The organism is Parabacteroides chongii, from assembly GCF_029581355.1.
Lineage (GTDB): Bacteria > Bacteroidota > Bacteroidia > Bacteroidales > Tannerellaceae > Parabacteroides > Parabacteroides chongii.
The window spans coordinates 5,880,088-5,905,549 of record NZ_CP120849.1; the positions used below are offsets into that span (position 1 = coordinate 5,880,088).

25 protein-coding genes are annotated in these 25,462 nt (G+C 42.1%); 10 read left to right on the top strand and 15 right to left on the bottom strand.

From position 1 onward, the window contains the following. Nucleotides 1-58 precede the first annotated feature (58 nt). Nucleotides 59-1,684 carry a RagB/SusD family nutrient uptake outer membrane protein gene (locus P3L47_RS22715; RefSeq protein WP_277782216.1) on the bottom strand — a complete coding sequence of 542 codons (1,626 nt, stop codon included), beginning with the start codon at nt 1,682-1,684 and terminating at the stop codon, nt 59-61. A gap of 12 nt (nt 1,685-1,696) precedes the next feature. Next, nucleotides 1,697-4,474: a SusC/RagA family TonB-linked outer membrane protein gene (locus tag P3L47_RS22720; protein ID WP_277782217.1), complete on the bottom strand. Its 2,778-nt coding sequence runs from the start codon at nt 4,472-4,474 to the stop codon at nt 1,697-1,699. 241 nt (nt 4,475-4,715) lie between these two features. Here P3L47_RS22720 and mdh point away from each other — a divergent pair, with 241 nt between their 5' ends. After that, nucleotides 4,716-5,657, top strand: coding sequence for a malate dehydrogenase (mdh, locus tag P3L47_RS22725; RefSeq protein WP_277782218.1), 942 nt, complete (start codon nt 4,716-4,718; stop codon nt 5,655-5,657). A gap of 96 nt (nt 5,658-5,753) precedes the next feature. Further along, entirely contained in the window at nt 5,754-6,251 is a 498-nt protein-coding gene (locus P3L47_RS22730) for a GNAT family N-acetyltransferase (protein WP_277782219.1), read from the top strand. A 607-nt stretch (nt 6,252-6,858) separates the two neighbouring features. Here P3L47_RS22730 and P3L47_RS22735 read toward each other — a convergent pair. The 5 genes from P3L47_RS22735 to P3L47_RS22755 form a co-directional block, all read right to left on the bottom strand. Continuing rightward, nucleotides 6,859-7,698 (bottom strand): virulence RhuM family protein, encoded by an 840-nt coding sequence (locus P3L47_RS22735; RefSeq protein ID WP_277782220.1) that lies wholly within the window; start codon nt 7,696-7,698, stop codon nt 6,859-6,861. A gap of 385 nt (nt 7,699-8,083) precedes the next feature. Continuing rightward, nucleotides 8,084-8,854 carry an acyl-ACP--UDP-N-acetylglucosamine O-acyltransferase gene (gene lpxA, locus P3L47_RS22740; protein ID WP_277782221.1) on the bottom strand — a complete coding sequence of 257 codons (771 nt, stop codon included), beginning with the start codon at nt 8,852-8,854 and terminating at the stop codon, nt 8,084-8,086. Between the two features lie 23 nt (nt 8,855-8,877). Next, nucleotides 8,878-10,263 (bottom strand): TolC family protein, encoded by a 1,386-nt coding sequence (locus P3L47_RS22745; protein WP_277782222.1) that lies wholly within the window; start codon nt 10,261-10,263, stop codon nt 8,878-8,880. 11 nt (nt 10,264-10,274) lie between these two features. Beyond that, nucleotides 10,275-13,490: an efflux RND transporter permease subunit gene (locus P3L47_RS22750; RefSeq protein ID WP_258915941.1), complete on the bottom strand. Its 3,216-nt coding sequence runs from the start codon at nt 13,488-13,490 to the stop codon at nt 10,275-10,277. Between the two features lie 57 nt (nt 13,491-13,547). Beyond that, a complete protein-coding gene (locus tag P3L47_RS22755) occupies nt 13,548-14,759 on the bottom strand; it encodes an efflux RND transporter periplasmic adaptor subunit (protein WP_122363425.1) in 1,212 nt (403 codons plus the stop codon). 324 nt (nt 14,760-15,083) lie between these two features. Here P3L47_RS22755 and P3L47_RS22760 point away from each other — a divergent pair, with 324 nt between their 5' ends. From P3L47_RS22760 to P3L47_RS22790, 7 genes are all read left to right on the top strand, one after another. Further along, on the top strand, nt 15,084-15,716 hold the full coding sequence (locus P3L47_RS22760; protein ID WP_122363426.1) for a DUF7847 domain-containing protein: 633 nt from the start codon (nt 15,084-15,086) through the stop codon (nt 15,714-15,716). Nucleotides 15,717-15,732: 16 nt separating this feature from the next. After that, on the top strand, nt 15,733-16,794 hold the full coding sequence (locus P3L47_RS22765; protein ID WP_122363427.1) for a LacI family DNA-binding transcriptional regulator: 1,062 nt from the start codon (nt 15,733-15,735) through the stop codon (nt 16,792-16,794). A 133-nt stretch (nt 16,795-16,927) separates the two neighbouring features. Then, nucleotides 16,928-17,740, top strand: coding sequence for an SDR family oxidoreductase (locus P3L47_RS22770; protein ID WP_122363428.1), 813 nt, complete (start codon nt 16,928-16,930; stop codon nt 17,738-17,740). A 103-nt stretch (nt 17,741-17,843) separates the two neighbouring features. Further along, the gene (uxuA, locus tag P3L47_RS22775) at nt 17,844-19,019 is read left to right on the top strand and encodes a mannonate dehydratase (RefSeq protein ID WP_122363429.1); all 1,176 of its coding nucleotides are present in this window, start codon (nt 17,844-17,846) and stop codon (nt 19,017-19,019) included. A gap of 208 nt (nt 19,020-19,227) precedes the next feature. Next, complete coding sequence (locus tag P3L47_RS22780) at nt 19,228-20,082, top strand: M23 family metallopeptidase (RefSeq protein WP_427910578.1); 855 nt, start codon at nt 19,228-19,230, stop codon at nt 20,080-20,082. 393 nt (nt 20,083-20,475) lie between these two features. Further along, the gene (locus P3L47_RS22785) at nt 20,476-21,420 is read left to right on the top strand and encodes a phage integrase SAM-like domain-containing protein (protein WP_277782223.1); all 945 of its coding nucleotides are present in this window, start codon (nt 20,476-20,478) and stop codon (nt 21,418-21,420) included. Further along, nucleotides 21,414-21,590, top strand: a complete 177-nt coding sequence (locus tag P3L47_RS22790) for a site-specific integrase (protein ID WP_277782224.1) — start codon at nt 21,414-21,416, stop codon at nt 21,588-21,590. Before P3L47_RS22785 ends, P3L47_RS22790 begins: the two co-directional genes overlap by 7 nt. 164 nt (nt 21,591-21,754) lie before the next feature. On the opposite strand, the gene P3L47_RS22795 is transcribed toward P3L47_RS22790, so the two are convergent. Together P3L47_RS22795 and P3L47_RS22800 are read right to left on the bottom strand one after the other, a co-directional pair. Beyond that, the gene (locus P3L47_RS22795) at nt 21,755-21,934 is read right to left on the bottom strand and encodes a hypothetical protein (protein WP_277782225.1); all 180 of its coding nucleotides are present in this window, start codon (nt 21,932-21,934) and stop codon (nt 21,755-21,757) included. A 17-nt stretch (nt 21,935-21,951) separates the two neighbouring features. Beyond that, the gene (locus P3L47_RS22800) at nt 21,952-22,284 is read right to left on the bottom strand and encodes a hypothetical protein (RefSeq protein ID WP_277782226.1); all 333 of its coding nucleotides are present in this window, start codon (nt 22,282-22,284) and stop codon (nt 21,952-21,954) included. Nucleotides 22,285-22,565: 281 nt separating this feature from the next. On the opposite strand from P3L47_RS22800, the gene P3L47_RS22805 reads away from it, so the two are divergent. After that, nucleotides 22,566-22,796, top strand: a complete 231-nt coding sequence (locus P3L47_RS22805) for a DUF6965 family protein (RefSeq protein WP_277782227.1) — start codon at nt 22,566-22,568, stop codon at nt 22,794-22,796. A 19-nt stretch (nt 22,797-22,815) separates the two neighbouring features. Here the strand turns inward: P3L47_RS22805 and P3L47_RS23715 are convergent, their stop codons facing one another. From P3L47_RS23715 to P3L47_RS22830, 6 genes are all read right to left on the bottom strand, one after another. After that, complete coding sequence (locus P3L47_RS23715; RefSeq protein ID WP_345799084.1) at nt 22,816-23,022, bottom strand: type II toxin-antitoxin system YafQ family toxin; 207 nt, start codon at nt 23,020-23,022, stop codon at nt 22,816-22,818. Continuing rightward, entirely contained in the window at nt 22,989-23,138 is a 150-nt protein-coding gene (locus tag P3L47_RS23720) for a hypothetical protein (protein ID WP_345799061.1), read from the bottom strand. The genes P3L47_RS23715 and P3L47_RS23720 overlap by 34 nt, the downstream gene beginning before the upstream one ends. Further along, nucleotides 23,135-23,389 (bottom strand): toxin-antitoxin system protein, encoded by a 255-nt coding sequence (locus P3L47_RS22815; protein ID WP_277782228.1) that lies wholly within the window; start codon nt 23,387-23,389, stop codon nt 23,135-23,137. The genes P3L47_RS23720 and P3L47_RS22815 overlap by 4 nt, the downstream gene beginning before the upstream one ends. Nucleotides 23,390-23,708: 319 nt before the next feature. Then, nucleotides 23,709-24,131 (bottom strand): Ig-like domain-containing protein, encoded by a 423-nt coding sequence (locus P3L47_RS22820; RefSeq protein ID WP_277782229.1) that lies wholly within the window; start codon nt 24,129-24,131, stop codon nt 23,709-23,711. 77 nt (nt 24,132-24,208) lie between these two features. Next, entirely contained in the window at nt 24,209-24,688 is a 480-nt protein-coding gene (locus P3L47_RS22825; protein WP_277782230.1) for an Ig-like domain-containing protein, read from the bottom strand. A 51-nt stretch (nt 24,689-24,739) separates the two neighbouring features. Further along, complete coding sequence (locus P3L47_RS22830; RefSeq protein WP_277782231.1) at nt 24,740-24,976, bottom strand: XRE family transcriptional regulator; 237 nt, start codon at nt 24,974-24,976, stop codon at nt 24,740-24,742. Between the last annotated feature and the right edge of the window lie 486 nt (nt 24,977-25,462).

Here is a 25,462-nt window from a genome sequence, read left to right on the forward strand (position 1 = left end):
GGCTATATTAAAAAGGATGTTCTCTCTTCACAGAGAACATCCTTTTTTTATTCGATTGCTAATACCCGGGATTCTGTGTCAGATTACCATTCAGCAACAATATATTTTCCGGGATAGGGAAAACCGTCGTATACCCATTACTTTCATCCGGTAACTGCGGACGGCTGCTATAAGCACGTGTGAACAGTCCGAAACGAACCAAATCCTGCCGCCTCCACCCTTCCCAGGCAAACTCCATCTGCCGTTCCGCCAGAAGATTCTCCAATGTTGCCTGTCTGTCAGCCATGCCGACCCGGGAACGCACCTGATTCAATTCGATATCGCCGCTCTCTCCGTTTCTGACCTTGGCTTCGCTTTTCATCAACAGGACATCTGCGTAACGGAACAGCACAATATCATTATCCGATAACTTACCGTCTTTAGTTGCCGTTTTATCTATCGCATATTTCTTCATGCGGGCACCGGCTACCTTTTCATAGGACTTGCCGGTTATATCGACATCCACCAGCCAGGGCAGATATTCTAGCACCTCTCCGGTATCGAGCCGGACAGTATCACCATTCAGATCAAGTACGACACCTGCAAAATAACATTTACTGAAACGGGCATCAAGCGAATCCGTATCATAACCAAAAGTACGAAGTACCTCGCAGGTTGCAGAAGAGCCGTTCTCTCCGGATAATCCATACGCCTTCGCATGATTATAATGACGGGAACGGAACAGGTATTGCATCTGATTCGTATAGAAGTTCTTATCCATAGGAATGGTAAAGATATTTTCTACCGACGTTTCGTTGAATACAGAGAAATTATCTTCATAAGCAGGGGCTAGCTGATAACCCGATGCAGTAATGGAATCACAATAAGCCACTACTGTCTGCCAGGCGTTCAAACGCTGACCACCCACTTCAAAAAACAGATTCTTACCATCCGGACGACCACCGCTGGTCCAGTTGTTATTCGTGTACACCTCTGCATTCAAGGCCAGTTTAGCCAACAGGAAATAAGCAACCGGACGAGTCATACGCCCATAATAATCACCGAACTGGTTGCTGCGCTCCGGACTTAACAAAGGAGCAGTCTCCTGCAATTCTTTGACTACAAATTCAAAAACCTCCTGCCGGGGGCTTTGCTTCACCTCTTTCATCGGAGTGGAAGATGACAACACAAGAGGTACACGTCCGAACAGATCCACTAAATAATAATAATACATCGCCCGGAAAGCCCGTACCTCAGCCATATAGGGCGGAATATATTTATTGCCGGTCTGTTTATAAAACTCGTCCAAACGCTCCAGTGACTTATTACTCAAGACGATCACTTTATACAGATACTCCCAGGTTGCCCGGATCGCATCACTGTTCACCCCCCATTTATGCAGGAAAAGTCCCTGCCAAAAACCGCCGTCATACCAGTCACCGCCACGTGTCGGTAGAATAGCCTCATCGGTCGTAAACGTATTCAGGTCATATATTCCCCGGTAGGTACCCTGTAACCCCTGGCTGTCGCTGTAACCGCCTACATAATTATAAAGAGTTGCGACCGTATTCAAGTAAACGGCAGTCGCACTGTCATACGCATCTTCTTCTGAAATCTGATCCCTCGGATTCTCTTCCAGGAACTTACTGCAGGAAAGAAAAGCCACGCCATATAGTATACAGGAAAGTAAAACTAACTTCTTCATCGCCGTTGATTATTAAAATTGAAAACTCAATCCAAGTGTATAAGAACGGTAAACAGGATAGTTCCGTTTATCATCTATTCCCAACGTATTATTTACAATGTAACTGTTGATCATCGGTGTTAAACCGGAATAACAGGTAATCGTCGCCAGGTTGTTGACGGAACAGGACAAACGCAGGCTCTGCACATATTTCCTCCATTTACCCAACGGAACATTCCAACCGACCGTCAGGTAATCAAAATTGATATAATCTCCTTTCTCCAGCCAGTAATCCGTAGCCGTCTGATCTTTGATATTTTGTTCGGGAGCCCCCTGCATGACATTATAATCCGGAAAACTACCCATATTCATATAGGTTAGGGATGTTCCGTTGTATATCTTATGCCCGAACGCCCCGTTTATCTGCAAAGAGACATCGAATTGCTTGTAACGGAAACTGATATTCGAGCCCAGCATCGTCTTGGGGGTTGCCTGCCCGGCGATGTAGCGGTCTTCGCCATCTTCCAAATTCACACCGCCACCATTCAGGTCAGCTATTTCATACTGGTAACTTCCGTCCTCCCGCTGAGTCAATCCAGTACAATGAGGAAGATAAAAGACACCTAAAGGCTGCCCGACCACCTGGTAGACGATGTGGTTATATCCACCGTGGAAACCGGCACCGTTCAAGTCAGAGATACTGGTATATTCGGGAGCCGACATCTGTTCTCCTTTATACATACCACTCAGCGATAACAGTTTATTTTGCTGGAATGTTACATTCACATTGACACTCAACTCCATATCTTTCGTCTGCAAAGGGGTAACTCCAAAGCCCAGTTCCACTCCGCTATTCCGCATAGAGCCCAGGTTTGCCAACAATTTATTATAGGCAAAAGGAGGAACACTCACATCATACAGATAAAGCATATCGCTGGTTTTCGAATTATAATAATCGACAGTCATCAACAGGCGGTTGCGGAAAAAGCCGACATCGATACCGGCATTCACGGTACGCTTCACCTCCCACTTCAGGTCGGGATTGGCATTCCGGATCACTCCCATCGTCACCGTCGGAGTTCCTCCTACGGATACAACACCGTTAGGCTTCACCAGCTGCAGGGAGTTATAACTGTCTATCGCATCCTGATTACCGGACAAACCGTAACCGGCACGCAGTTTCAGATTGTTCAGGAAAGTGAACTGTTTCATAAAATCCTCTTCCGTTATCACCCAGGCAGCCGAAACAGAAGGAAAGAATCCCCATTTGTTATTCTTGCCCACTTTCGAAGAAGCGTCCGCACGGGCATTGACTGTTGCCACATATTTTCCGGCATACACATAATTGACACGCCCCAGAAAAGAGCTTAGTCGGGGATCTTCATAATAAGAGTTCGTTCCTTCCCACAACCGTACGGCACCCGCCTGCAGATTATTATAACCGAACTTATCTGTGGAAAAGTTAGTGACCGTCGTATAAAATCCGGTCAGTATATTCTTTTGTGCCTCTGCCAGCCCCAACGCATCCAAATGATGTTTTCCCCAGTCATTGGAATAACTCAGCATCAGGTTACCCAGCAGGTCTTCCATTTTCCGCTCGCCTTTATAGGCTTGTCCGTGTGCCCATACCGTAGTCGGCAGATACTGGGAGTTATCTATTATATTATATGTATAGGAACCGAAAGCTGAAAACTTCAGTTGCTTACTCAGCTTCACCGTAAACTTCATATGCGTATTGAAGTGGGCATTCGAATCATCGTCTTTTACTTCCAGCCACGCCAACGGATTGGTGATCTGGCTGGCGTTGGTTACCCCATTCCATCCGCCGGTCTGTTCATCCCAATGATTCGGAAACGTCGGATTGAATGCCGCAGCCGAATAAAACGTCTTTTGAATATCGTTCAGGTAACGGTTCTTTTGCAGGGAACCGAAAACACCCAGGTCGATCTTCAACCGATCGTTAAACGCACGCTGGGCAATATCCAGCTTAACGGTGAAATTCTGCAAATCGTTCGTCCGCACAACTCCATCCCGGTCCATCACCCCGAGGGAAGCACGATAGTTGGACGTTTCAGAACCTCCTCCCAAAGCGATATGATGGTTCTGCACAATCCCGGTCCGGGTTATTTCGTCCGGGAAATCCGTATTGAATCCCAGATCCAGTATATCGATACTACGCTCTGCCGCCACTGCACGAAATTCATCGCCCGACAGCATCTTCATATTCTTATAGACCGCCTCGATACCGAAACTGCCATCGTAACTGATACTGAAAGCTCCGCCTTTCCCCTTTTTCGTAGCTACCTCGATGACACCCGAAGCACCACGTGAACCGTATTGTGCCGTCTCGGAAGCATCTTTCAGGATGGTAAAACTCTCGATATCCGCCGGATAGATAGAACTCAGCGTATTCAGGTCGGAAGAAACCCCGTCGATAATAACCAGCGGGTCGTTACCTCCTGTCAGTGAAGTCGTCCCCCGGACCCGGACGGAACTCAGTGCAGCCGCCCTGTTCGCCCCGGTAGAAATACTGACACCCGCCGCCTGTCCGCTCAAAGCATTCAACGAACTGGACACAAAGCCTTTATTCATACGTTTTTCGGAAACTTTATCGACAGAACCGGAAATGGTCCGCCGACTGCCTGTAGCATATCCGACAGCAATCTCATCGTCCAGCTTCACCGTGTCAGGGACAACCGTTCTGAACGTATCCGGCAACAACGGGGCGACCTGTGCCAGCCCTTCCTGCCCGGAAATGAAGAATAAAATGATCGGATATATCGTTAAACAAGAGTGAAATAACTTACTCATATGCACACAGATTTAAGATTAGTAACCCCCTTTTTAATAAAACTATCGATCAATGGCGATTGTTCATGATTCCGGTAATGTTTTTTAAGAAAACCGCTCTCCCTCCATTTAGCGATAATTAATAAACCGGAGAACTAAATTATTTACGGAAATATTTCTTTATTCGCCAATACATTGTACCTTTGTCCACGTTAAAAACAGGAAGTATTTTTATAAGTAATAACATATAAAACTTATTATTATGTCTAAAGTAACAGTTGTTGGCGCCGGTAATGTAGGTGCTACTTGCGCAAATGTTCTTGCCTTCAATGAAGTGGCAGACGAAGTTGTAATGCTTGATGTTAAGGAAGGTGTTTCCGAAGGTAAAGCAATGGATATGATGCAGACAGCTCAGCTGCTGGGTTTTGATACAACAGTTGTAGGTTGCACTAACGACTATGCTCAAACTGCAAATTCTGATGTTGTGGTTATCACTTCAGGTATTCCTCGTAAACCGGGTATGACTCGTGAAGAGTTGATCGGTGTTAACGCTGGTATCGTTAAAAGTGTAGCTCAAAACATCCTGAAATATTCTCCGAATGCAATTATCGTAGTTATCTCTAACCCGATGGATACAATGACTTACCTGTCATTGAAATCTCTGGGTCTGCCGAAAAACCGTATCATCGGTATGGGTGGTGCACTGGATAGCTCACGTTTCAAATATTTCTTGTCTCAGGCTCTGGGATGCAATGCTAACGAAGTAGAAGGTATGGTAATCGGTGGTCACGGTGATACTACAATGATTCCGTTGGCTCGTTTGGCTACTTACAAAGGTATCCCTGTCAGCAAACTGTTGAGCGCTGAAAAACTGCAGGAAGTGGTTGCTTCTACTATGGTAGGTGGTGCTACACTGACTAAACTGCTGGGTACTTCTGCATGGTATGCACCGGGTGCAGCAGGAGCTTATGTAGTTGAATCTATCATCCACAACCAGGGTAAGATGGTTCCTTGTTCAGTTTACCTGGAAGGAGAATACGGTGAATCAGATCTTTGTATCGGTGTTCCTGTTATCCTGGGTAAGAACGGTATCGAAAAGATCGTTGAACTGGAACTGACAGCTGAAGAAAAAGAACTGTTCGCTAAGAGCGCTGCAGCTGTTAAGAAAACAAACGAAGCATTGAAAGAAGTAGGTGCTTTATAATCAGTAAACAAACTCGATTGATTATATCTTAAGAGGATAGCTCCACGGAGTTATCCTCTTTTTTATTTTTATCATTAACTTTACCGCAAAAACAACATGATACGCACGATGACATTGAACGATGTGAGTGAGATAACCCGTATTTATGCCCACTACGTAACCCATACAGTGGTAACTTTCGACACGAAGGTTCCATCTGAAAAAGAGATGTGCGAACGCCTACAGCCCATTATCAGGAACTGCCCAGCCTGGGTATGTGTGGAAGAAGGCAAAATAGCCGGCTACTGTTATGCCCATGAATGGAAAACAAAGAAAGCTTATAGTGCAACGGCAGAAACGACTATTTACCTGCATCCGGATTATCTGCGGAAAGGATACGGAAGAATATTAATGGAGCAATTGATCAAAGACTGCCGTGAACGCTCCTACCATGCCCTGGTCGCCTGCATCACTATCCCCAACGAACCGAGCGTAAAACTCCATGAGAAACTGGGCTTCAAACAGGTATCCCATTTTCATGAGGTTGGCAGGAAGTTCGACAAATGGCTCGACGTTGCCGATTATGAATTAATTCTAATGGCTCAACACGGATGAGTAAACTTAATAATGACACCACCGCGTGTGGCTCGTTTGACCGCCTTGTCCACTGTCAACTGAAAAAGTTTCTCTACAGTAAATAATCAGCACACACCTTTCACCCACCTTATGCACCTTGAATATTAAACAACACAGGATGAAACCTCTTTTTTGTGCAAGACCGACATTCGCCAACTGAAGTCGTGCTAAACTACAACCCTTTTTATTACTAAATATAAAATAAAGTCAACCGCTTTTACATATCAGACCCTAAGCAGTCAACTAAAATCGTTAAGATACACAATGAAAACTACCCGGATTGCAATCGGAAGCGGATGATGGATGACTGCCGCTGCCGAAAAGGACAGGTCTTTTAAAATGTTAAGACAGGACTTTTAACTTTAAAACAAGGGACTTTTGAAATCAAAAGACCGGTCTTTTTTTTGTGAAGAGACAGTTTTGTTTGTGTGAAACGTCTGCCGTCACTACAATTCACTGCTTATTAACAAGATACACAGTGGTGACAGGTGAAGGGCATAGAGGAATTTATTGGGATAAGGGGTGTATTTTATTCGAGCACGAAGTCCACCTGTCAACTGTCAACTGAAAACGGTTTTACCTTTTTCTATAAATGGTTCAGTAGCTCTTTTATGTCCAAATGCATTTTTGAGAAAGCAAACCATTTCTTGCCTAAATCTTTCAGAGATGCACCGATATGATAAATATCTTTATCGTCGATCAGTAGGAAGCGATCGTGAGATTGTTTAAACTGCTTGATAACTATCGGTTCATATTGTGCATTGTGGTGTTGAAGGTCTAAAGTCAGCTGTTTAGATATTTGTGCTGTATAAATTGTTGCAGTTACTTGAAAATGCCGTTTAGTCAGGAGCATTAAAACACTTTCATCTATATAATTATCTATTAGAATAATTGATTTATGGGCAGACTTTATTAGATCAGCTGCAAATTTATAAGCATCAAACAGCTGTCCATCAAAGAAAATACCTTCGACAGGAGGCAGTGATGTTTTCACAAAAAAGTCGATCTTTTGGTCGTGTTCAATTATTTTTGCTTCAATATTTTCGATCCTTTTATTGATAGAGTACCCTTTAAGCAAATAGTCTTTTAAAATCTTATTTGCCCAAATACGAAATTGAGTTCCACGCTTTGATTTAACGCGATAACCAACAGAGATGATAACATCAAGATTATAAAATTTCTGCATTCTTTTTATCTTCCTGTTTCCTTCTTCACGAACTTGTAAGAAATCCTTACAAGTTGAATCTGCATCTAACTCCTGTTCAGTATAAACATTCTTAATGTGTAGTGTAATATTTTGAGGGGTTGTCTCAAACAATTCAGCCATCTGCGCCTGGGTCAGCCAAACTGTTTCATTTTCCATTCTGACTTCCAGCTGTAAAGTGTTTTCCGGCTGGTAAACAATAATTTCTCCTTGACTTTTCATAGCTATATGATTTTGTTTGTTACAAAGTTAGAATTATTATTTATTACATATCTATTATCTTCTCAAAAAGTAATGAGAATATTACAAACTAGCTCAATTATTTCTAAATATGAGCTATCCTTTATCAATGTTACTTCGCTATTACAGGTTCATTTGCCGGCAGTTTTAACTCAATGTCATCAAGTTAAGAAAAAGTCTCCTTAAATAAGGAAAAAGCCATTGGAAATATCAAAGAAAGAATTACTTTAAAGTTACCACACAACAAGTAATCCATGATCTATAAAAGCTCCGGGGGAAACTTTTCTGTTTGTCGGCGAATTGTTTATGGCATAAAAAACGAGGATACCTTCTGCAGATACCCTCGTTTACTTATATAGCCTGTTTATTATCTTCCGATAATTCCCAGTTTCGATTCATTGATAAAATCAATGATATGTTGTATTTCATCGCTCATCGGAACCTGATCCTTAATCATCAGTAAAGCATCGAAAATACTTGTATTGCCTTGGTAGATGATACGATAAGCATGGCTGATATGCTTAATGATCTTTTCGCTTACTCCCTGATGTGACAGGATAACGGAGTTAACGCCATAATAAGTAGTCGGCTCCAAAGCAGCCACGATATAAGGAGGAACATCCTTACGGAAGCGGCAACCGGTCTGTGTCATCGACCAGGTTCCGATACGGCTTCCCTGGCTTGCCAACACATTACCTCCGAAGATCGAATAATCTTCAAAGAAACAGTTACCGGAGATCTTACTGCCGTAACCGAATACGCAATGGTTGCCGACATGGGTATCATGCGAAACATGTACGCCTTCGTGCAGAAAACAACCATTACCGATAACCGTTTGTCCTTCCGGATTCGTAGCACGGTTGATCACAACGTTTTCACGGATCACATTGTCATCGCCGATAACAGCCAGCGTAGTGTCACCCTTATATTTGAAATCCTGAGGCTCTGCTGCAATCACTGCCCCGTTGAACACGCGATTGTTCTTGCCTAAACGTGCTCCACTCATGATGCTGGCATGAGGCATGATCTCGCAATTATCGCCGATCTCGACATTCTTATCGATGTATGCAAACGGATGAACAGTAACGTTCGCTCCCAGTTTGGCACCGGCATCTACATAAGCTAACGGACTAATCATAATAATCTAAGTTTTAATGGTTATTACTCTCTTCCTCCACCTACAGCACTATACAGATTGATAACAGCCTGCATACGCTGAACGTTGTCGGATACTTCTGTCAATTGTGCACTCAAAAGGCTCTGCTGGGCCGACAGGATCTCCAGATAAGTGGACTGAGCCGACTGGAACAACGCTTTCGTATATTCTACAGCTTTCTCCAATTGTTGGATCTGTTCTTTATCCTGAACCAGCATTTTATTGGTTGCATCGTACAGATGCAATGCGTCGCTCACCTCTTTTCCGGCCTGGAGGATAGCCTGCTGATAATTCATCTGGGCGATCTTCTCTTCCGCTTTCGACACTTTCAGGTTAGCCATCAGCTTGCCGTTGTTGAAGATTGGCTGTGCAAGAGATGCCAATGCCTGGAACATGAATTGTCCCGGATTGGATACTGTGATACCCGAACCATTCGTCCAACCGGCAGTAGCCGTAATATTCAACCCCGGATAGAAAGCAGCACGTGCTTTGTTCGTTGTATAATAAGCGCTTGCAAGCGACATTTCTGCGATCTTCACGTCCGGACGGTTTTCCAGCAATTGCAAAGGTACACCTGCCATCAGTTCATCCGGAATATATTGATCTTCCAATCTGCCACGTTCGATCTGCTGGGGTGCTTTCGCCAACAGTACCGACAATGAGTTTTCTACTTCACGAACCTGACGTTTCAGATTGATCAGTGAAGAGGAAACCTGATGGTATACGGCTTTCATCTGTACAACGGCTGCTTCGGTGGTCATACCTGCCTCCTTCATAGCCTCCATCGCACGTACATTTTCTTTATAGATATCGACCGTTTCAGTAGTGATCTCTACCTGGCGGTCGAGCATCAGCAAAGTAAAATAAGTATTGGCAATACCGCTGATAAGCTGTGAACGTACTGCCTGCTGTGAATACTGGCTTTGCAGATAGATCGTTTTCTGATCACGGCTTGCATTCAGCAGCTTACCGAACAGATCGACTTCCCAGCTTGCTGCAGCCGGTAAGGTATATGCTTGCTTGTAGCCTGTATTTTCCATCTTTGTAATACTTCCTTGAGGAGCCAGATTCAAAGATGGCAGGAAAGACAAACGGGCGGCGGTCAACAGCGCTTTCGACTCTTCCACACGGAGAATTGCAGCCTGCATATCCACATTGTTAGCCAATCCCTCTTCAATCAGAGACTGCAGTTTCGGATCACGGAAAATCTCCTTCCAGGATATATTCCCCATATTGGTCGTATCGGCAATCAGGGTGTCCGTAACCGACACCGGATCACGGTAAATACCGGCAGTCTCTATCGTGTCAGGACGGTCGTATGCTTTGTAAATGTGGCAACTGCTCAGCAGAGCGGTTGCACACATCATATATATAACTTGATTTTTCTTCATTGTCTTCTCACTTATTTTTTAGCGTACTGTTCTATTTCCGTATTCAGATCACTGTTGTCCAAATCTTCCCATTCGATTGGTTTAACCTTTTCCTGCAGGTACTGGAATACTACGAACAGAGCCGGAACGATTAGGATCTGGAAGATCATACCGACAAACATACCGCCGATCGCAGCAGTACCCAGCGTACGGTTACCGTGAGCACCTACACCGAAAGCGAACATCATCGGCAACAAACCGACTACCATCGCCAGTGAGGTCATCAAGATAGGGCGAAGACGGGCTGCAGCTCCCAACACGGCGGCCCAGGTAATGCTCATACCCATACGACGACGGTCGAGGGCGAACTCTACGATCAAGATAGCATTCTTTGCCAACAGCCCCATCAACATGATCAGGGCGATCTGCATATAGATATTATTTGACATCGTACCCAATATCATCTTCAATGCCGGAATGCTGCCTAATGCAGCCCAACCCTGTACGAACAGGAAGCTACCCATCAAACCGAACGGAATGGAAAGCAATACGGCCAACGGCAATACATAACTTTCATACTGTGCACTCAGCAACAAGTAAACGAACACGAAACAGAGCACAAAGATCAGACCGGTCGTACTACCGCTGGTTTCGGCTTCTTCACGTGCCATACCTCCCAGCTCATAACCGAAACCGGCAGGCAGTGTCGTGCTGGCAACTTCTTCAAGGGCCTTCAATGCCTGACCGCTGGTAAATCCTTCAGCCGGGGCAACCATCACTTTCATTGACGTATACATATTGAAACGGCTGATGATATCCGGTCCGTATACTTTCTCAATCGTAATGAACTGAGAGATCGGTGCCATTTCGTTACCGTTACGAACCTTAATATTCTTCAATGATTCCATGTTGGCCCTCAAAGAAGGATCGGCCTGTACCATTACACGGTACATCTTACCGAAACGGTTGAAGTTGGATGCATATAAACCTCCGTAATAACCTTGCAACGTCATAAGGATATCGCTCGGGCTGATACCGACTTTCTTACAAGCTGCCGCATCGATATCGATCATATACTGCGGGAAGTTCGGGTTGAAAGTAGTCTGTGCAGACTTGATCTCCGGACGGGCGGTCAATGCTGCCATATAATCTTTGGAAACGGAGAAGAATCTTTCCAGGCTACCACCTGTCTTATCCTGCATGTTCAACTCGATATCGCTGGATGCCGAATAACCCGGAATCATAGGCGGAGTAAAGAACAATACCTGTGCATCCTTCACTACCTTCTGAGCACGCATAAACAAACTGGCATAAACCACATCCGAACTTTGTGTCATCGAACGTTCATCCCAGTCCTTCAACTTGATGATGAATGAACCGTAAGAAGGTCCCTGACCACCGATAAAGCTGAAGCCGGTAATAGCCGTACGTGATTTAACGGCAGGATCGGAAGCGATCAGGCTGTCAACACGTTGCATGATTTCCTGTGTACGTTCCTGTGAAGTTCCGGGAGGCAGTGTTACAGCTCCCATAATCGTACCCGTATCTTCGTTCGGTACCATACCGGTCGGCGTTACCTGCATAAAGAATACTAACAAAGCAACAGAAGCGATAACCGTTCCGAAAGCAAGCCATTTCTTTTGAATAAAAAACAGGACACGCTTCTTATAACTCTTCAGCAATGAATCGTAAGCTACATTGAAAGAGGTATGGAACCGGGAAACGAATGTCGTTTTCTTTTCTGCGTGTTCATCATGAGGTTTCAGGAAGATGGCACACAACGCCGGGCTCAACGTTAAGGCATTCAATGCAGACAGACCGATCGCAATAGCCATTGTTACACCGAACTGACGGTAGAACACCCCGGCCGTACCTCCCATAAAACTTACGGGGATAAATACGGACATCATCACCAGTGTAATAGAAACGATAGCACCGCCAAGTTCACTCATCGCATCGATAGAGGCTTGTTTAGCCGATTTGTATCCTTGGTCCAACTTGGCATGGACCCCCTCGACGACGACTATGGCATCGTCGACCACAATCGCAATGGCAAGCACCATCGCACAAAGTGTCAGCAAGTTAATACTGAACCCGATCAAGGATAACAAAAAGAAGGTACCGATCAAGGCCACCGGAATGGCAATGGCAGGAATTAATGTGGAACGCATATCCTGCAGGAAGATATAAACCACGATAAATACCAGAATAAATGCCTCGATCAATGTCTTCAATACTTCATGGATAGAAGCATACAAGAAGTCGTTGGCATTCATGGAAACTTCAACCTTCATGCCCGGCGGCATTGTCTTTTCTGACTTATCCAGCAATTCCAGGATGTTATTGATAGTCTCTGTCGCATTCGTTCCGGGCATCTGGTAAACGATACAGGCAACGGCATTATGTCCGTTTACTTTATTGACGAAGTTATAGGTCAAACGCCCTAATTCGATGTCAGCTATATCTTTCAGGCGCAGAACTTCACCGTCAGCCAATGCCTTCACAACAATATTTTCAAATTCTTCCGCAGTCTGCAAACGACCTTTGTAACGGATCGTGTACTGGAAAGTCTGGTTACCCTGTTCACCGAAAGAACCTGGAGCTGCTTCCACGTTCTGCTCTGCCAAAACATTGGAGACATCGTTCGGAACCAGTTTGTATTGTGCCATCACATCCGGCTTCAACCAAATACGCATAGAATAGTCGGTACCCAACACGTTCGCATCACCTACCCCCGGCACACGCTGTACTTCAGGGATCAGGTTGATCTTTGCATAGTTTTCGAGGAACTTCTGGTCGTAACGGTCTTCCGCATCATATACGGCGAAAACCACCAGCATGGAGTTCTGGCGTTTCTGAGTTGTCACACCGACCTTTGTTACTTCGGCCGGCAACAGACCTTGAGCCATAGACACACGATTCTGAACGTTTACCGCAGCCATATCCGGGTCTGTACCTTGTTTGAAATATATGGAGATATCGGCAGAACCGTTATTCGAAGCATTGGAGGTCATATACATCATGTTCTCCACTCCGTTTATCTGGTCTTCCAAAGGTGCAATCACACTATTCAATACAGTCTGCGCATTGGCACCTGTATAAGTGGCTCTTACCGACACGGTAGGAGGTGCAATATCCGGATACTGGGTAACAGGCAATGTGAGCAAGCCTAATATACCCAGGATGACAATTACGATGGAAATCACCGTAGAAAGCACCGGACGGTTAATAAATCTATCTAATTTCATATTTTACTTTTTTATATACGAAAGCAATCAGGCGGAAACCCGATCCACTCTATACCTTTAATTAAAAGCTGTTTTTAAATTTCCTTCATTCTGATCTTTCATCGCCTGCTGAAATTTTGCATCTTGTTCAGCTTTGGTGATCGGCGTGATTTCCTGACCGTCATGCAAGCTCTGAACACCTTCGATAACGATCTTATCGCCACCTTTCAGACCTTTGGTTACAAGATAAGTCTGTCCGTCGCTTAAAGGAGATATCTGAATTTCCGTATTCTTAATCGTATTATCCGATTGCAGTACATATACAAATTTCTTGTCCTGGATTTCAACCGTAGCAGATTGCGGGATCATAATAATACCGTCCATGGTATATGGGAATATAACATTACCTGTACCACCGCTTCTCAGGATTTTTTTGTCGTTGGGAAATACGGCACGCATGCTCACCGAACCGGTAGACTGGTCGATCACACCGCTGACAGCATCGATCTTCCCTTTTTCTTCCAACATAGTTCCGTCTGCCAGTTGTAACTGAACGGCCGGCATCTTATCCAATTGTTCCTTCAAAGTGCCGCCAGCCTTCGTCAGCTGCAACAATTCTTTTTCCGTCATGGAGAAATAAACATATACCTCTCCGATCTCCGATACTGTCGTCATCGGACTGGAGATAGACGGACTGACCAAACTTCCGATACGATACGGGAAAGTTCCGACTACACCGTTGGAAGGACTTTTCACGGTACAAAAATCCAGATTTTGTTTTGCACTTACCATAGATGCCTTCGATTGTGCCAAAGTAGCTCTGGCTGATGCCAACTGGTTGACAGCTGTCTGATACTCAAAAGAGCTGATAATAGCCTTATCATATAACTCTTTCTTATTCTTCTCGGTCAATTCCAACGTACTGACATTCGCCTGTGCCATCTCGACCGCAGCTTTCGCCTGGTTATAGGCGGCTTTATACTGAGTCGGATCGATTTCAAACAAGGGCTGGTTTTTACGAACTGTCGCCCCTTCATCAACACATAACTTAACAATAAACCCTGATACCTGCGGTCGGATTTCGATATCCTGCGTACCTCTGATGGTAGCCGGATAAGAGGTTGTTTGGTCGGAAGAAGAAGAATTAACGGTCAATACAGCATATTCGCTGTCGCCTAACTTCATCCCCCCCTGGCTGTTTCCACAGGCGGTTAATAAAGACACTCCCACTGCAAATAACGCAATTTGCCTTAATTGGGTAATAGTAGTTCTCAACATTTGTTTATTCATAATTATAATTTAATATATTTCTGCCTATTAATAGTTTCATACTTTTTATTTGAAGGCTTGTATTATCAGGCTCGACAACAGGGGACTTATATCCTAAAAAACGTACAAATGTAAAATCTTTTTATTGTACTTTTCCCGTTTATACATTCTTTTATACTTAAAAATAGCTTTATTTATATGTAGAGATCAAACAGATAGCCAATATTTTGACGGATCGAAAGTAAATTAGTCCAAATTTGCATATATTCTTAACAGGAGGTTTGCTTATTCAATAATTTAGTTTAAATTTACAGCTATCTATAAACTAAATTAATCTACAATCTGATGGGACCAAAGTTTTCAATTTCAGAAGTATGTAGCACTTCTTGGCAAAGGCTCAAAGCTCAGATATGGGTTTTGTCCGGATTATTGATCGGTATGACCATAATTTCTTTCACCTTGAGTGCATTTGCCATGCCTATGCAGAAATCTGTCGTAGGTACGATCGTTATTAATCTGATTAGTTGCATTATCTCTTGTATTTTTGCCCTGGGATACATGAAAAACATATTCCAGGCTCTGGACGGAGAAGAACCGCAGTTTTCAGCTTACGGACAACAAGCTCGTAAAATCATCACTTACTTTGTAGCTAATCTTTTTATGGGGATCATCGTTTTATTCGGTATTTGCCTGTTCGTTATCCCGGGTTTATATCTGGCCATACGGCTACAGTTCTTCACCGCTTTCATTGTTGAAGAGGACGCGGGAATCATGGAATCACTGAAACGCAGTTGGGAAATAACCCGCGGACAAGGGATGCCGTTGTTCCTGCTTATGCTGGCTATGATCGGTTTCATCCTATTGGGACTGATCATACTGGGGATAGGTATTTTTGTAGCAATACCTTTTATATATATGATGTATGGCTATGTTTTCCGTAAATTAAATGCACCTTTGCAGATTATTGAAGAAGTATAAATAACAGAATGGCCCTATGGGGAAGACGTATAGAATTAAGGATATAGCAGAACTGTCCGGTGTATCTACCGGAACAGTCGACCGTATATTGCACAACCGCGGTAAAGTATCGGAAGAAGCACAGAAGAAAGTTGAAAAAGTGTTGAAGGAGATAGACTATCATCCGAATCTGATAGCCCGTTCACTGGCACTCAAGAAGAAATATAAATTCATCACATTGATACCTTCTTTTGCCCAGGGAGAATACTGGGGTAAACTGTCTGAAGGGATCAATAAGGCAGAACAGGAGTTGTTCAGCTATAATGTCGAAGTCGACCGGATGTACTTTAACCAGTATGACAAAGGCAGTTTCGACAATCTGATACCCAAAATAGCAGAAGCGGATTGTCAGGGAGTGATCATTGCTACTCTTTTCAAGGAGAGTGTCATTCAGCTCACCCAACAACTCGATAAACTGGAGATCCCTTACGTACTGATCGATGCCTTTATCGAAAACACAAACTGCATTGCTTATTACGGTACAAACTCCTATGATTCCGGATATATTGCCGGACGGTTGCTTTTTGAACAGATACATCCGGAAGATAACATTGCCATTTTCCGCTTTATCCGCAAAGGGGATATGCATTCAACGCAAGTGATGAAACGTGAAGAAGGCTTCCGGGATTACTTGTACGGACACGATTTTCTAGGGAAAATATATCCGGTACACATCCATGCCGATGATTCACAGGAAAACAAAGAGATACTCGACTCTTTCTTCGCGACACATGAAGAAATCAAGGCCGGAATCATCTTTAATTCCAGGGCGCATGTATTGGGAGATTATTTCCAACACCAGGATACTGACAGACATTTCAAACTGATCGGTTATGATGTGATCGATTCAAACCTGAGCCATCTGAACAATGGGTATATCACTCACCTGATAGCCCAGCGTCCGGAAGTCCAGGGATTCAATTGTGTTCGTGCATTATTCCGTCACCTGGTACTGAAAGAAAAAATCGAACAAATCAACTATATGCCTATTGATATACTTATCAAAGAGAACATTAAGTATTACAACAACTATATTTAAAGGCATAAATTAATTATTTTTCTTCGATATTTTTTTTGTTTGACAAATAAATAGCATACATTTGCACCCGATGTGTGCTCGCGCACATGTTGGATATAAAATGAAAATATCACAATAAAAAATCATATATAAAATGGCTAATTTATTTTGTATTAAAGACAGAGTTGTCATTATTACCGGTGGAGCCGGTATCTTGGGTAGCGGAATCGCCGGTCACCTGGCTGAAGAAGGTGCAAAAGTTGTAATCCTCGACCGAGCAGTGGAAGCCGGTGAAAAGATCGTTGCCGATATCAAAGCAAAAGGCGGCGAAGCCAGTTTCTTCCTGACTGATGTGCTGAATAAAGAAACACTTGAACAGAATAAAAAAGATATCCTTGCTAAATACGGTCGTATCGATGCTTTGTTGAACGCTGCCGGTGGTAATATGGCCGGTGCAACAATCGGTCCGGACAGCAATATCTTCGACCTGCAGGTCGATGCTTTCAAGAAAGTCGTGGATTTGAACCTGTTCGGAACCGTACTTCCTACAATGGTATTTGCAGAAGTAATGGCGCAGCAAAAAGAAGGTGCTATCGTAAACTTCTCTTCCGAATCTGCTCTCCGTCCGTTGACACGTGTTGTCGGATATGGTGCTGCCAAAGCCGCGATCTCCAACCTGACAAAATATATGGCTGGTGAACTGGCTATCAAATTCGGCGAAGGCCTGCGTGTCAATGCAATCGCTCCGGGATTCTTCCTGACAGAACAAAACAGAACCTTGATGACTAATCCGGACGGTTCTTATACGGAACGTGCTAAATCAGTTATTGCGCATACACCGTTCAGACGTTTGGGTACACCGGATGAATTATTCGGAACAATCCAGTATTTAATCAGTGACGCATCCAAATTCGTAACCGGAACAATTGCGATTGTAGACGGTGGATTCGATGCATTCTCAATCTAAAATAATATGCCAATAAGCTAATTTGCCAATATGCCAATTATTTTAGCATATAACGCAGCCAATTGGCATATTGGCACATTGATAAATTAATAAATTATTTCCTATGTATTTATGCGAACAAACCTGGCGTTGGTACGGGCCGAATGATCCCGTCAGCCTTTGGGATATCAAACAGGCCGGAGCTACCGGTATCGTAAATGCCTTGCATCATATTCCCAATGGGGAAGTATGGACAGTGGAAGAGATCATGAAACGGAAAGAATTGATCGAAGCTGTTGGTCTGAAATGGTCTGTTGTAGAGAGTGTTCCTGTTCATGAACACATAAAAACACAAACCGGCGATTTCCAGAAATACATCGATAATTATAAAGAAAGTTTGCGTAACCTGGGCAAATGCGGGATCAACGTCGTTACATACAATTTTATGCCTGTACTTGACTGGACACGTACCGACCTGGCTTATACAATGCCGGATGGTTCCAAAGCGCTTCGCTTCGAACGTGCAGCTTTCGTTGCATTCGATCTTTTCATTCTGAAACGTCCGGGAGCTGAAAACGACTATTCGGATGAAGAAAAAGCAAAAGCGAAAGCCCGTTTCGACATCATGACAGAAGATGATCGCCAGTTGCTTACCCGCAATATGATTGCCGGACTGCCCGGATCAGAAGAAAGTTTCACAGTAGAACAATTCCAGGAAGCATTGGATCGCTATAAGGATATCGATGCAGAGAAACTGCGTGCCAACCTGATCTATTTCCTAAGAGAAATTGCTCCGGTAGCCGACGAAGCCGGTGTTAAGCTGGTGATCCACCCGGATGATCCTCCCTATTCTATTCTTGGTTTACCACGTATCCTAAGTACGGAAGAGGATTTCAAAAAACTGATCGAGGCCGTGCCTAATAAAAGCAATGGTTTGTGCCTGTGCACCGGTTCATTCGGTGTTCGCAGCGATAATGACCTCGCTGGAATTATGGAACGTTATGGTGATCGTATCGATTTTGTTCACTTCCGTAGTACGCAGCGCGATGCAGAAGGAAACTTCTACGAAGCAAACCACCTGGAAGGCGATGTCGATATGTATGGTGTAATGAAAGCCCTGCTCGAATTGCAACAAAGACGCGGCTGTTCGATCGCTATGCGCCCGGACCATGGCCATCAGATGATCGACGACTTGAAAAAGAAAACGAATCCCGGTTATTCCTGCATCGGCCGTCTGAGAGGTTTGGCTGAACTTCGCGGTCTGGAGATGGGTATTGCCAAGTCTCTTTTCAAGGAATAACAAAGACTGATATTTCATTTCTTATTGATTTATAAAGGAAAAGGTGTTCAATTTCGGTTGGCACCTTTTCCTGTTTTATTACTTACCGGGCTCACTCCCATGCCATTGAAAAGCATAAAGAAATGAAAAAGAACTATAAAGTATTCCGGATTAGGCTTTTAGACTGGATTGTTTTTCCTATTTTTGTCCAGCTAAAAAAATATTATTCATAATGCCTAAGATCTATAGTTACATATTATCATTAATTATACTCATAACACTAACTACCTGCTCAACGGTACTATCAGTGCAAACGCCACCCTCAGTATCCGATCAGGAAATCGTGATGTCTCCCCCGACTACCGAAGTTCCACTGCCCAAAGTCGATTACATATTTCTTCCCCCGACACCTGAACTAGAAAAAACAGAATATGCCCGTAAAGATATTACAGAAAACTTTTCCCCGCGGGAAAAAGCAGATATAGCAGTACCCGATCCCAAACTACTGGCTGATGAAAATTCGCTGGTTATCGATTTAGCTCTCATGACTGGAGATGATTATGCATTTCCGTTACCCGGGGCAAAAGTCATTTCACCTTATGCTGGCCGCAGAAGACATCATTCCGGAGTTGACTTGAAAACATGTGCCAACGATACGATTGTCGCAGCATTCGACGGTATTGTCCGTATGGCTAAACCTTATGCTGCTTATGGAAATGTTGTGGTTATCCGCCATTATAACGGACTGGAAACGGTCTATAGCCACAATTCAAAGAATCTTGTAAAAGTCGGCGAACGTGTAAAGGCTGGCGATCCTGTAGGATTAACAGGGCGGACCGGAAGAGCAACTACCGAGCATCTTCATTTTGAAGTACGTATCAACGGACAACACTTCAACCCTAACAAAGTGTTCGATATGGAAAAGCATAAATTGCAAAATACTTGCCTCGTTGCTACTAAAACAGGAAGAAATATAGCCGTAAAAGCGATTGATATACTTCCTCACCAGCAAGAAAGCGAATATCGATATTCTTATGCAGGCGTTCCGGTCCCGGACAAGAATAATAAAAAAATAGACTTATAACAATTACAGCATAGAAACAAAAAAAGCTTGCAATCACAATGATTACAAGCTTTTTTTGTGGAGCTGGAGAGATCAGAATCTTTATGATCACCAATAATCATACATAGTCACCAGCACTCAATATTAAAGAGTTAAATAAATCTATATAGTCACATATAATCACAGATACTCATATGTAATCATATTTTTGCGTGTAAATTTGCAGCGTTACACGCAAATCTTATAATATCATGATAAAAAGGAGTATTACATTCGAATTAAAAAAGGAAAAAGGACGGAGTCCTGATAGTAAAGAATGTCCCCATCCGATGCTGTGTCACTTTTAACAGACAAAGGATCATTATGTCAACTGGTCACCGAATTGATGCATCTAAGTTTATACCTGAAAAGGGTATGGTCAAAAATGGATGCTTTAACGAAATGGGCTTTTCATCTTCTGAGATAAACTTCGACCTGGAAAAGATGCGGTCAAACCTTCAAGGCATATTCAGAGAGTTTGAGATAGCCGACGAAATGCCCACGGTTGAACAAATTAAAGACAAATATAAAATAGCATCCGGAAAAGTTAAAATAGAAACACCGGAAAAGGTCAGTTTCTTTGATCGATACAAAGAATTTATAGATACAACCGGGAGACAGAATGCATGGAGCACCAGTTCTTATTATAAGCATAACTCTGTCAAACACCTGCTGGAACAATATAACCCCCACTTGACATTTGAAGAGTTAACGGACGAAGAGCTGCAAAATATCCTGGACTTTATGCGCGATAAAAGAGGCATACGCAATACCACACTCAACAAATACCTCAGATTTATAAAACAGTTTTTGTTATGGGCGGATCTAAAAGGTTATCTGACTAATCAGTCCTATAAACGGTATAAGCCCAAACTGAAGGGTGCTAATTTTGATTTAAAAAAAGTGATATATTTAGACTGGGAAGAGCTTATGAATTTATATATGATGGAAATATCAAATACCAGACTAGCCCAAGTAAGAGACGTATTTTGCTTTTGCTGTTTTACGGGATTAAGATACTCGGATGTTTACAACTTAAAAAAAACAGACATCAAAGATACCAAAATAGATATTGTAACCATAAAGGACGTTGATAATATAAACATTGAATTGAACAAATATAGCCGGGCAATACTGGATAAATATAAAGACTTAGATATTAAAAAGGGCAAGGCGCTCCCGGTTATTAGCAATCAAAATTATAATGACTACTTGAAAGAGCTAGGCCAGCTCGCTGAAATGAATGAAGAAATGACTGAAGTATGGTATGTTGGTAGTAAACGAATGGAACGTACAGTAAAAAAAAATGGGAGGTGCTGACTACCCATGTTGCAAGAAAGACCTTTGTCGTTAATGCACTCACACTCGGCATATCTCCCCAGGTAATTATGAGGTGGACCGGGCATAATGACATAAAAGCGATGAAGCCCTACACTAAGATTGTCGACAAATTAAAAGAACAGGAAATGAAGAAGTTTGACGAGATGTGATCGTAATAGACAAAAAGCCGGATGTTACTCCGGCTTTTTATTTGATGGATTATGTTTGTCTACTTCTTCTACAAGAATGTTATGTTCTGAAAAATATTTATCTCTCGCAAGGACAGCTATAACTTTCATATAAGGAACGATATTCACGCCCGTATTATAAGCGTCTATTTTATTTTGTCAATTTCGTCTGATTGTAAAAATTTTTCAGGATAAACAACAGCTTGCTGAATTAAAAATTCCTGTATATCATATGGATTTTTAGAGCTTGCGTTATCTTCTATAAACGAATTGATACGTTCCCAATTCCTTTCAAACATCTTGTCCACCTCTAATCTTTCTATCATATTTCTGCCAGCAATAGTTATAGATAGGGGCTATGAGATTTTGTGTAAGGATCAATTATAAACTTATTATCTTTTTGTATAGACTGAGCAAGTGAATCTATACTTTTTTGCATAAATTGAAGCGATGTCTCTATACGAGTTATAGCTTTGGACGTTTCATTATGCTTTTCTGAATGCAGTGTTATTTTTTCTTTGTTCTCTTGGCAAGGCAAATTCTCCATGCTTTTGACTCTTTCGTATATTCCTCTACACCACCAAACAAGAAATATCAAGCATCCAACCAGAAGGACGCCTATAAAGAACGCCAAGCCTAAATGCTCTATTATTATATCTATAAACTTGTCTTCCATAATATTTCTTGTCTATAATAAAAACAGCCTATAAAACAAAAAAGTTCTACAAGCTGTCAAATATCTATATAACGAAGCCTCTATCAGGGCTGTTTACCTGACGAGGCCGCTTTAATATCCTTTCACGATGCAAAAGTCGTTCTTCTGTTTGAGATTTGCAAGAACTTTAACATTATATCCTCATGTTTTATGGCATATTAGGTTTCCATATAAGCAATATATGGAAATGCAAGCTTATGTTGTCCATTATTGTTATCTTTGCGGCTCAAAGAAGACATACAATGAATGAAGAATTAAAAAGGTTAATAGCCTGGTTTGAGGCTTATCAAGTAACATTCAACGAACTAACATTAAGCGAGTACGAGCATATATTCGACTTGCGCACTTATATCGAAGTGTACGTAAACTCAGTCAAGAGGAACTATGATAACCCTACGTTTTCAAGCGACATAGACAAGCTTAAGAGGCTAAAGAAGGTGCTGGAGGAAAGGGATAATTTGATAAAAATATAAATGCTATATTTCATGCCCATCAAACAAAAAAGCCCTGCAGCCCTGGCTCTTGCTCTCCTTGTCTACCTCTTTTCCCGAACAACTCAGAATGGCTTCCAATCCTTACAATCTCCACTATGTCCGACACTGCGTCTATCCAAATCAGAAGAAAGTCGTTCCCGACATGGCACTCCATGCAATTCTTGTAATTACCTATGAGCTCATGGGGCTTGTACTTGCTTGGAATGGGTTCCCCCTCTCCAGCTTGTTCAAGACATTAAACAAGGCTTCCATCAGCTTGATGTTGCTGCGGTACTTCTTCAAGTCTTTCTTTGCCTTCGTACTGTAATGGATTGTTTTCATTCTATCTCGTTCAATGATTTCATGAAGGCTTTAAAGCTGCTTGCGTCTATCGTCCCGGCAAATTTGCCCGAACGAGCCTCTTCTATCGCCGCTATCGTTTCCTCATTTGGCTCAGAGTATACAGCGTCCATCAAGGTACTCTCTACGAAATTATTCAAGCTCCTGTTTGCTTTCTTGGCTTGTTCCTGCAAGACCTGTAACAAGTCTTCACGCAAACGAAACGAAGTTTGTTTTCTTATTACTGCGTCCATATTACTTCTGTATTATATTGTATCACAAAAGTAATGCATTGTATGCTGAAAACAAACTTTTTTGCTTTTTTCTTTCTAGTTCAGAAACCTGCGGAGTACGGGCACAAAAAGCCCGGCTTCCCGGGCTCTTGCTACATCTGATAGGTTGCTTCGTAGGTTTTGCCATCGCAGGTGTATTTCCAAACGAAAAGAGGCTTGTATATTCGGCTAAACTCTAAATTGTATAAAAGAGGCTTTTTATACTCAACAAATCCACAGTCTTTGTCTTGATATACAACTTTATTCGTCCTTGTGTCATACATTGTAAACTCAGAAACTTCTACGACTTTATTGCTGTTATTGTAGAATGCAGCTGTGACATCTCCGTTGTATATCCATTGATAGAGGTTGAAGACCCGTATACGCTTGCTCTAATCAAATCCTCTATTGGTCTTTCAATAACTGTAACCTTGCATTCTGCTTTTAGGTTATTGTCAGAAGACACAACCCATATACTACATGTTCCAGGGTTGAACGTTTCTATATTTCCTTCTTGATCAACAGTGGCAATAGCTTCATTGGAAGACGACCATACAACATCTTTATTTGATGCATTCTCAGGCTTAAAGATAGGGATAAGAGTAAATTTTTCTCCCTGTTTTACCCTTTTCTCTTTCTCACTGAGAAATAGTTCTTCCAATTTAATTGGTAACACTATTATTTTACAGGAAGCATAGATGGATGAATTACTTTTAGCTGACACTTTTATTGTAACTTCTCCTTCTTTTAAAGCTGTAATAGATGCTTTTTATCGAATATATCATCTTTTTTTTATAGCTGCTATTTGAGGATTGCTAGATTCCACACAATCTCGTCATCAGTTGCATAATCGGGAATCAATTTTGCAGTAAGCGAAATAGCGTCTCCTATTTTTAATGTTGATTCTGTGTGATTAAGTTCTATTGATTGAGCTTGTCCAGCTTCTACCGTCACAAGACATTCTGATTTAATATATTCTCCTGTTCCTTTCCACGAATCTTTAACTTCTACAAGAACCAATACATTCCCTGGTTTTAATGCTGTAAATTTCCCATTATTGTCAATTTTGCCAACACCTTTATTAGAACCGAGATACCATTCATATTCTGGAACTGGGACATCTCCCGGTGTCGTAGATACTTTAAAAGTATACTCTTCCCCAACTTTCAAAGTAAGTTTTGTTTTGTCTAGTTTAATAGCGGTAAGCCTTACCTCTTCTTCTTCATTTTTGCAGGCAAACAATGTGACCATAATCATTATGGTCAACAAGAATCTAGTCATATCAATATAATTAATAGGTTAATATGACGCAAAATTAGATAAAAACGATACCTAGCCCAAGCTATTCAACAAATTTTCTATATCTGAACGTGATTTTATTTCATAAATAGTTCCTTTTGCCTTAATGAAGCCGGAAATTTCGCTTTCTCCGGGGGATTCGGTGAACAGTTCCCATACTTCAACATTTAATAAATTTGCAATTTCTTGCAGTCGCTTCAAAGAAGGATTACCACTTTCTCCAATGGCTTTATACAATCCGACTTCTGTCATACCTAATTCTGTTGCCAAATCCTTCCGGTTCGACCTTGCATCTTCAATATTTCCTTAACTCTCAGTTTATACATAATATTAAACCAGTAATACATAATTCATATGATAATTGATAGATTAAAATGGGCTAACAGTTAAATAGTCCTTTTATTGCTAAATGCCCACAACACAAGTAAACTTACTTTATATTAAAATACAGTTTATTGTGTATGTGATAGTGTCTAGTTAACAAATTTCAATTTATTGTCATCTAGCCTATTAGATAGTATTTAACTATTTAGGTATTGAAAACAAGTAGCTTGAAGCAATAAAAGGTCTCATAATCAAACAATTCTGAAGTTGATTTTATGCTTAGAACTGGATAACAAAATAAGAGAGGCTATTGTTCTATTTATGCCTCAATAGTATTAATAGATTGGCGTATAAAAAACACTCCGGAGTGTCATTATTGCTATCCTTTATCATAAAAACAACAAAAGAAGAAAATTATGGACCGAATAGAAG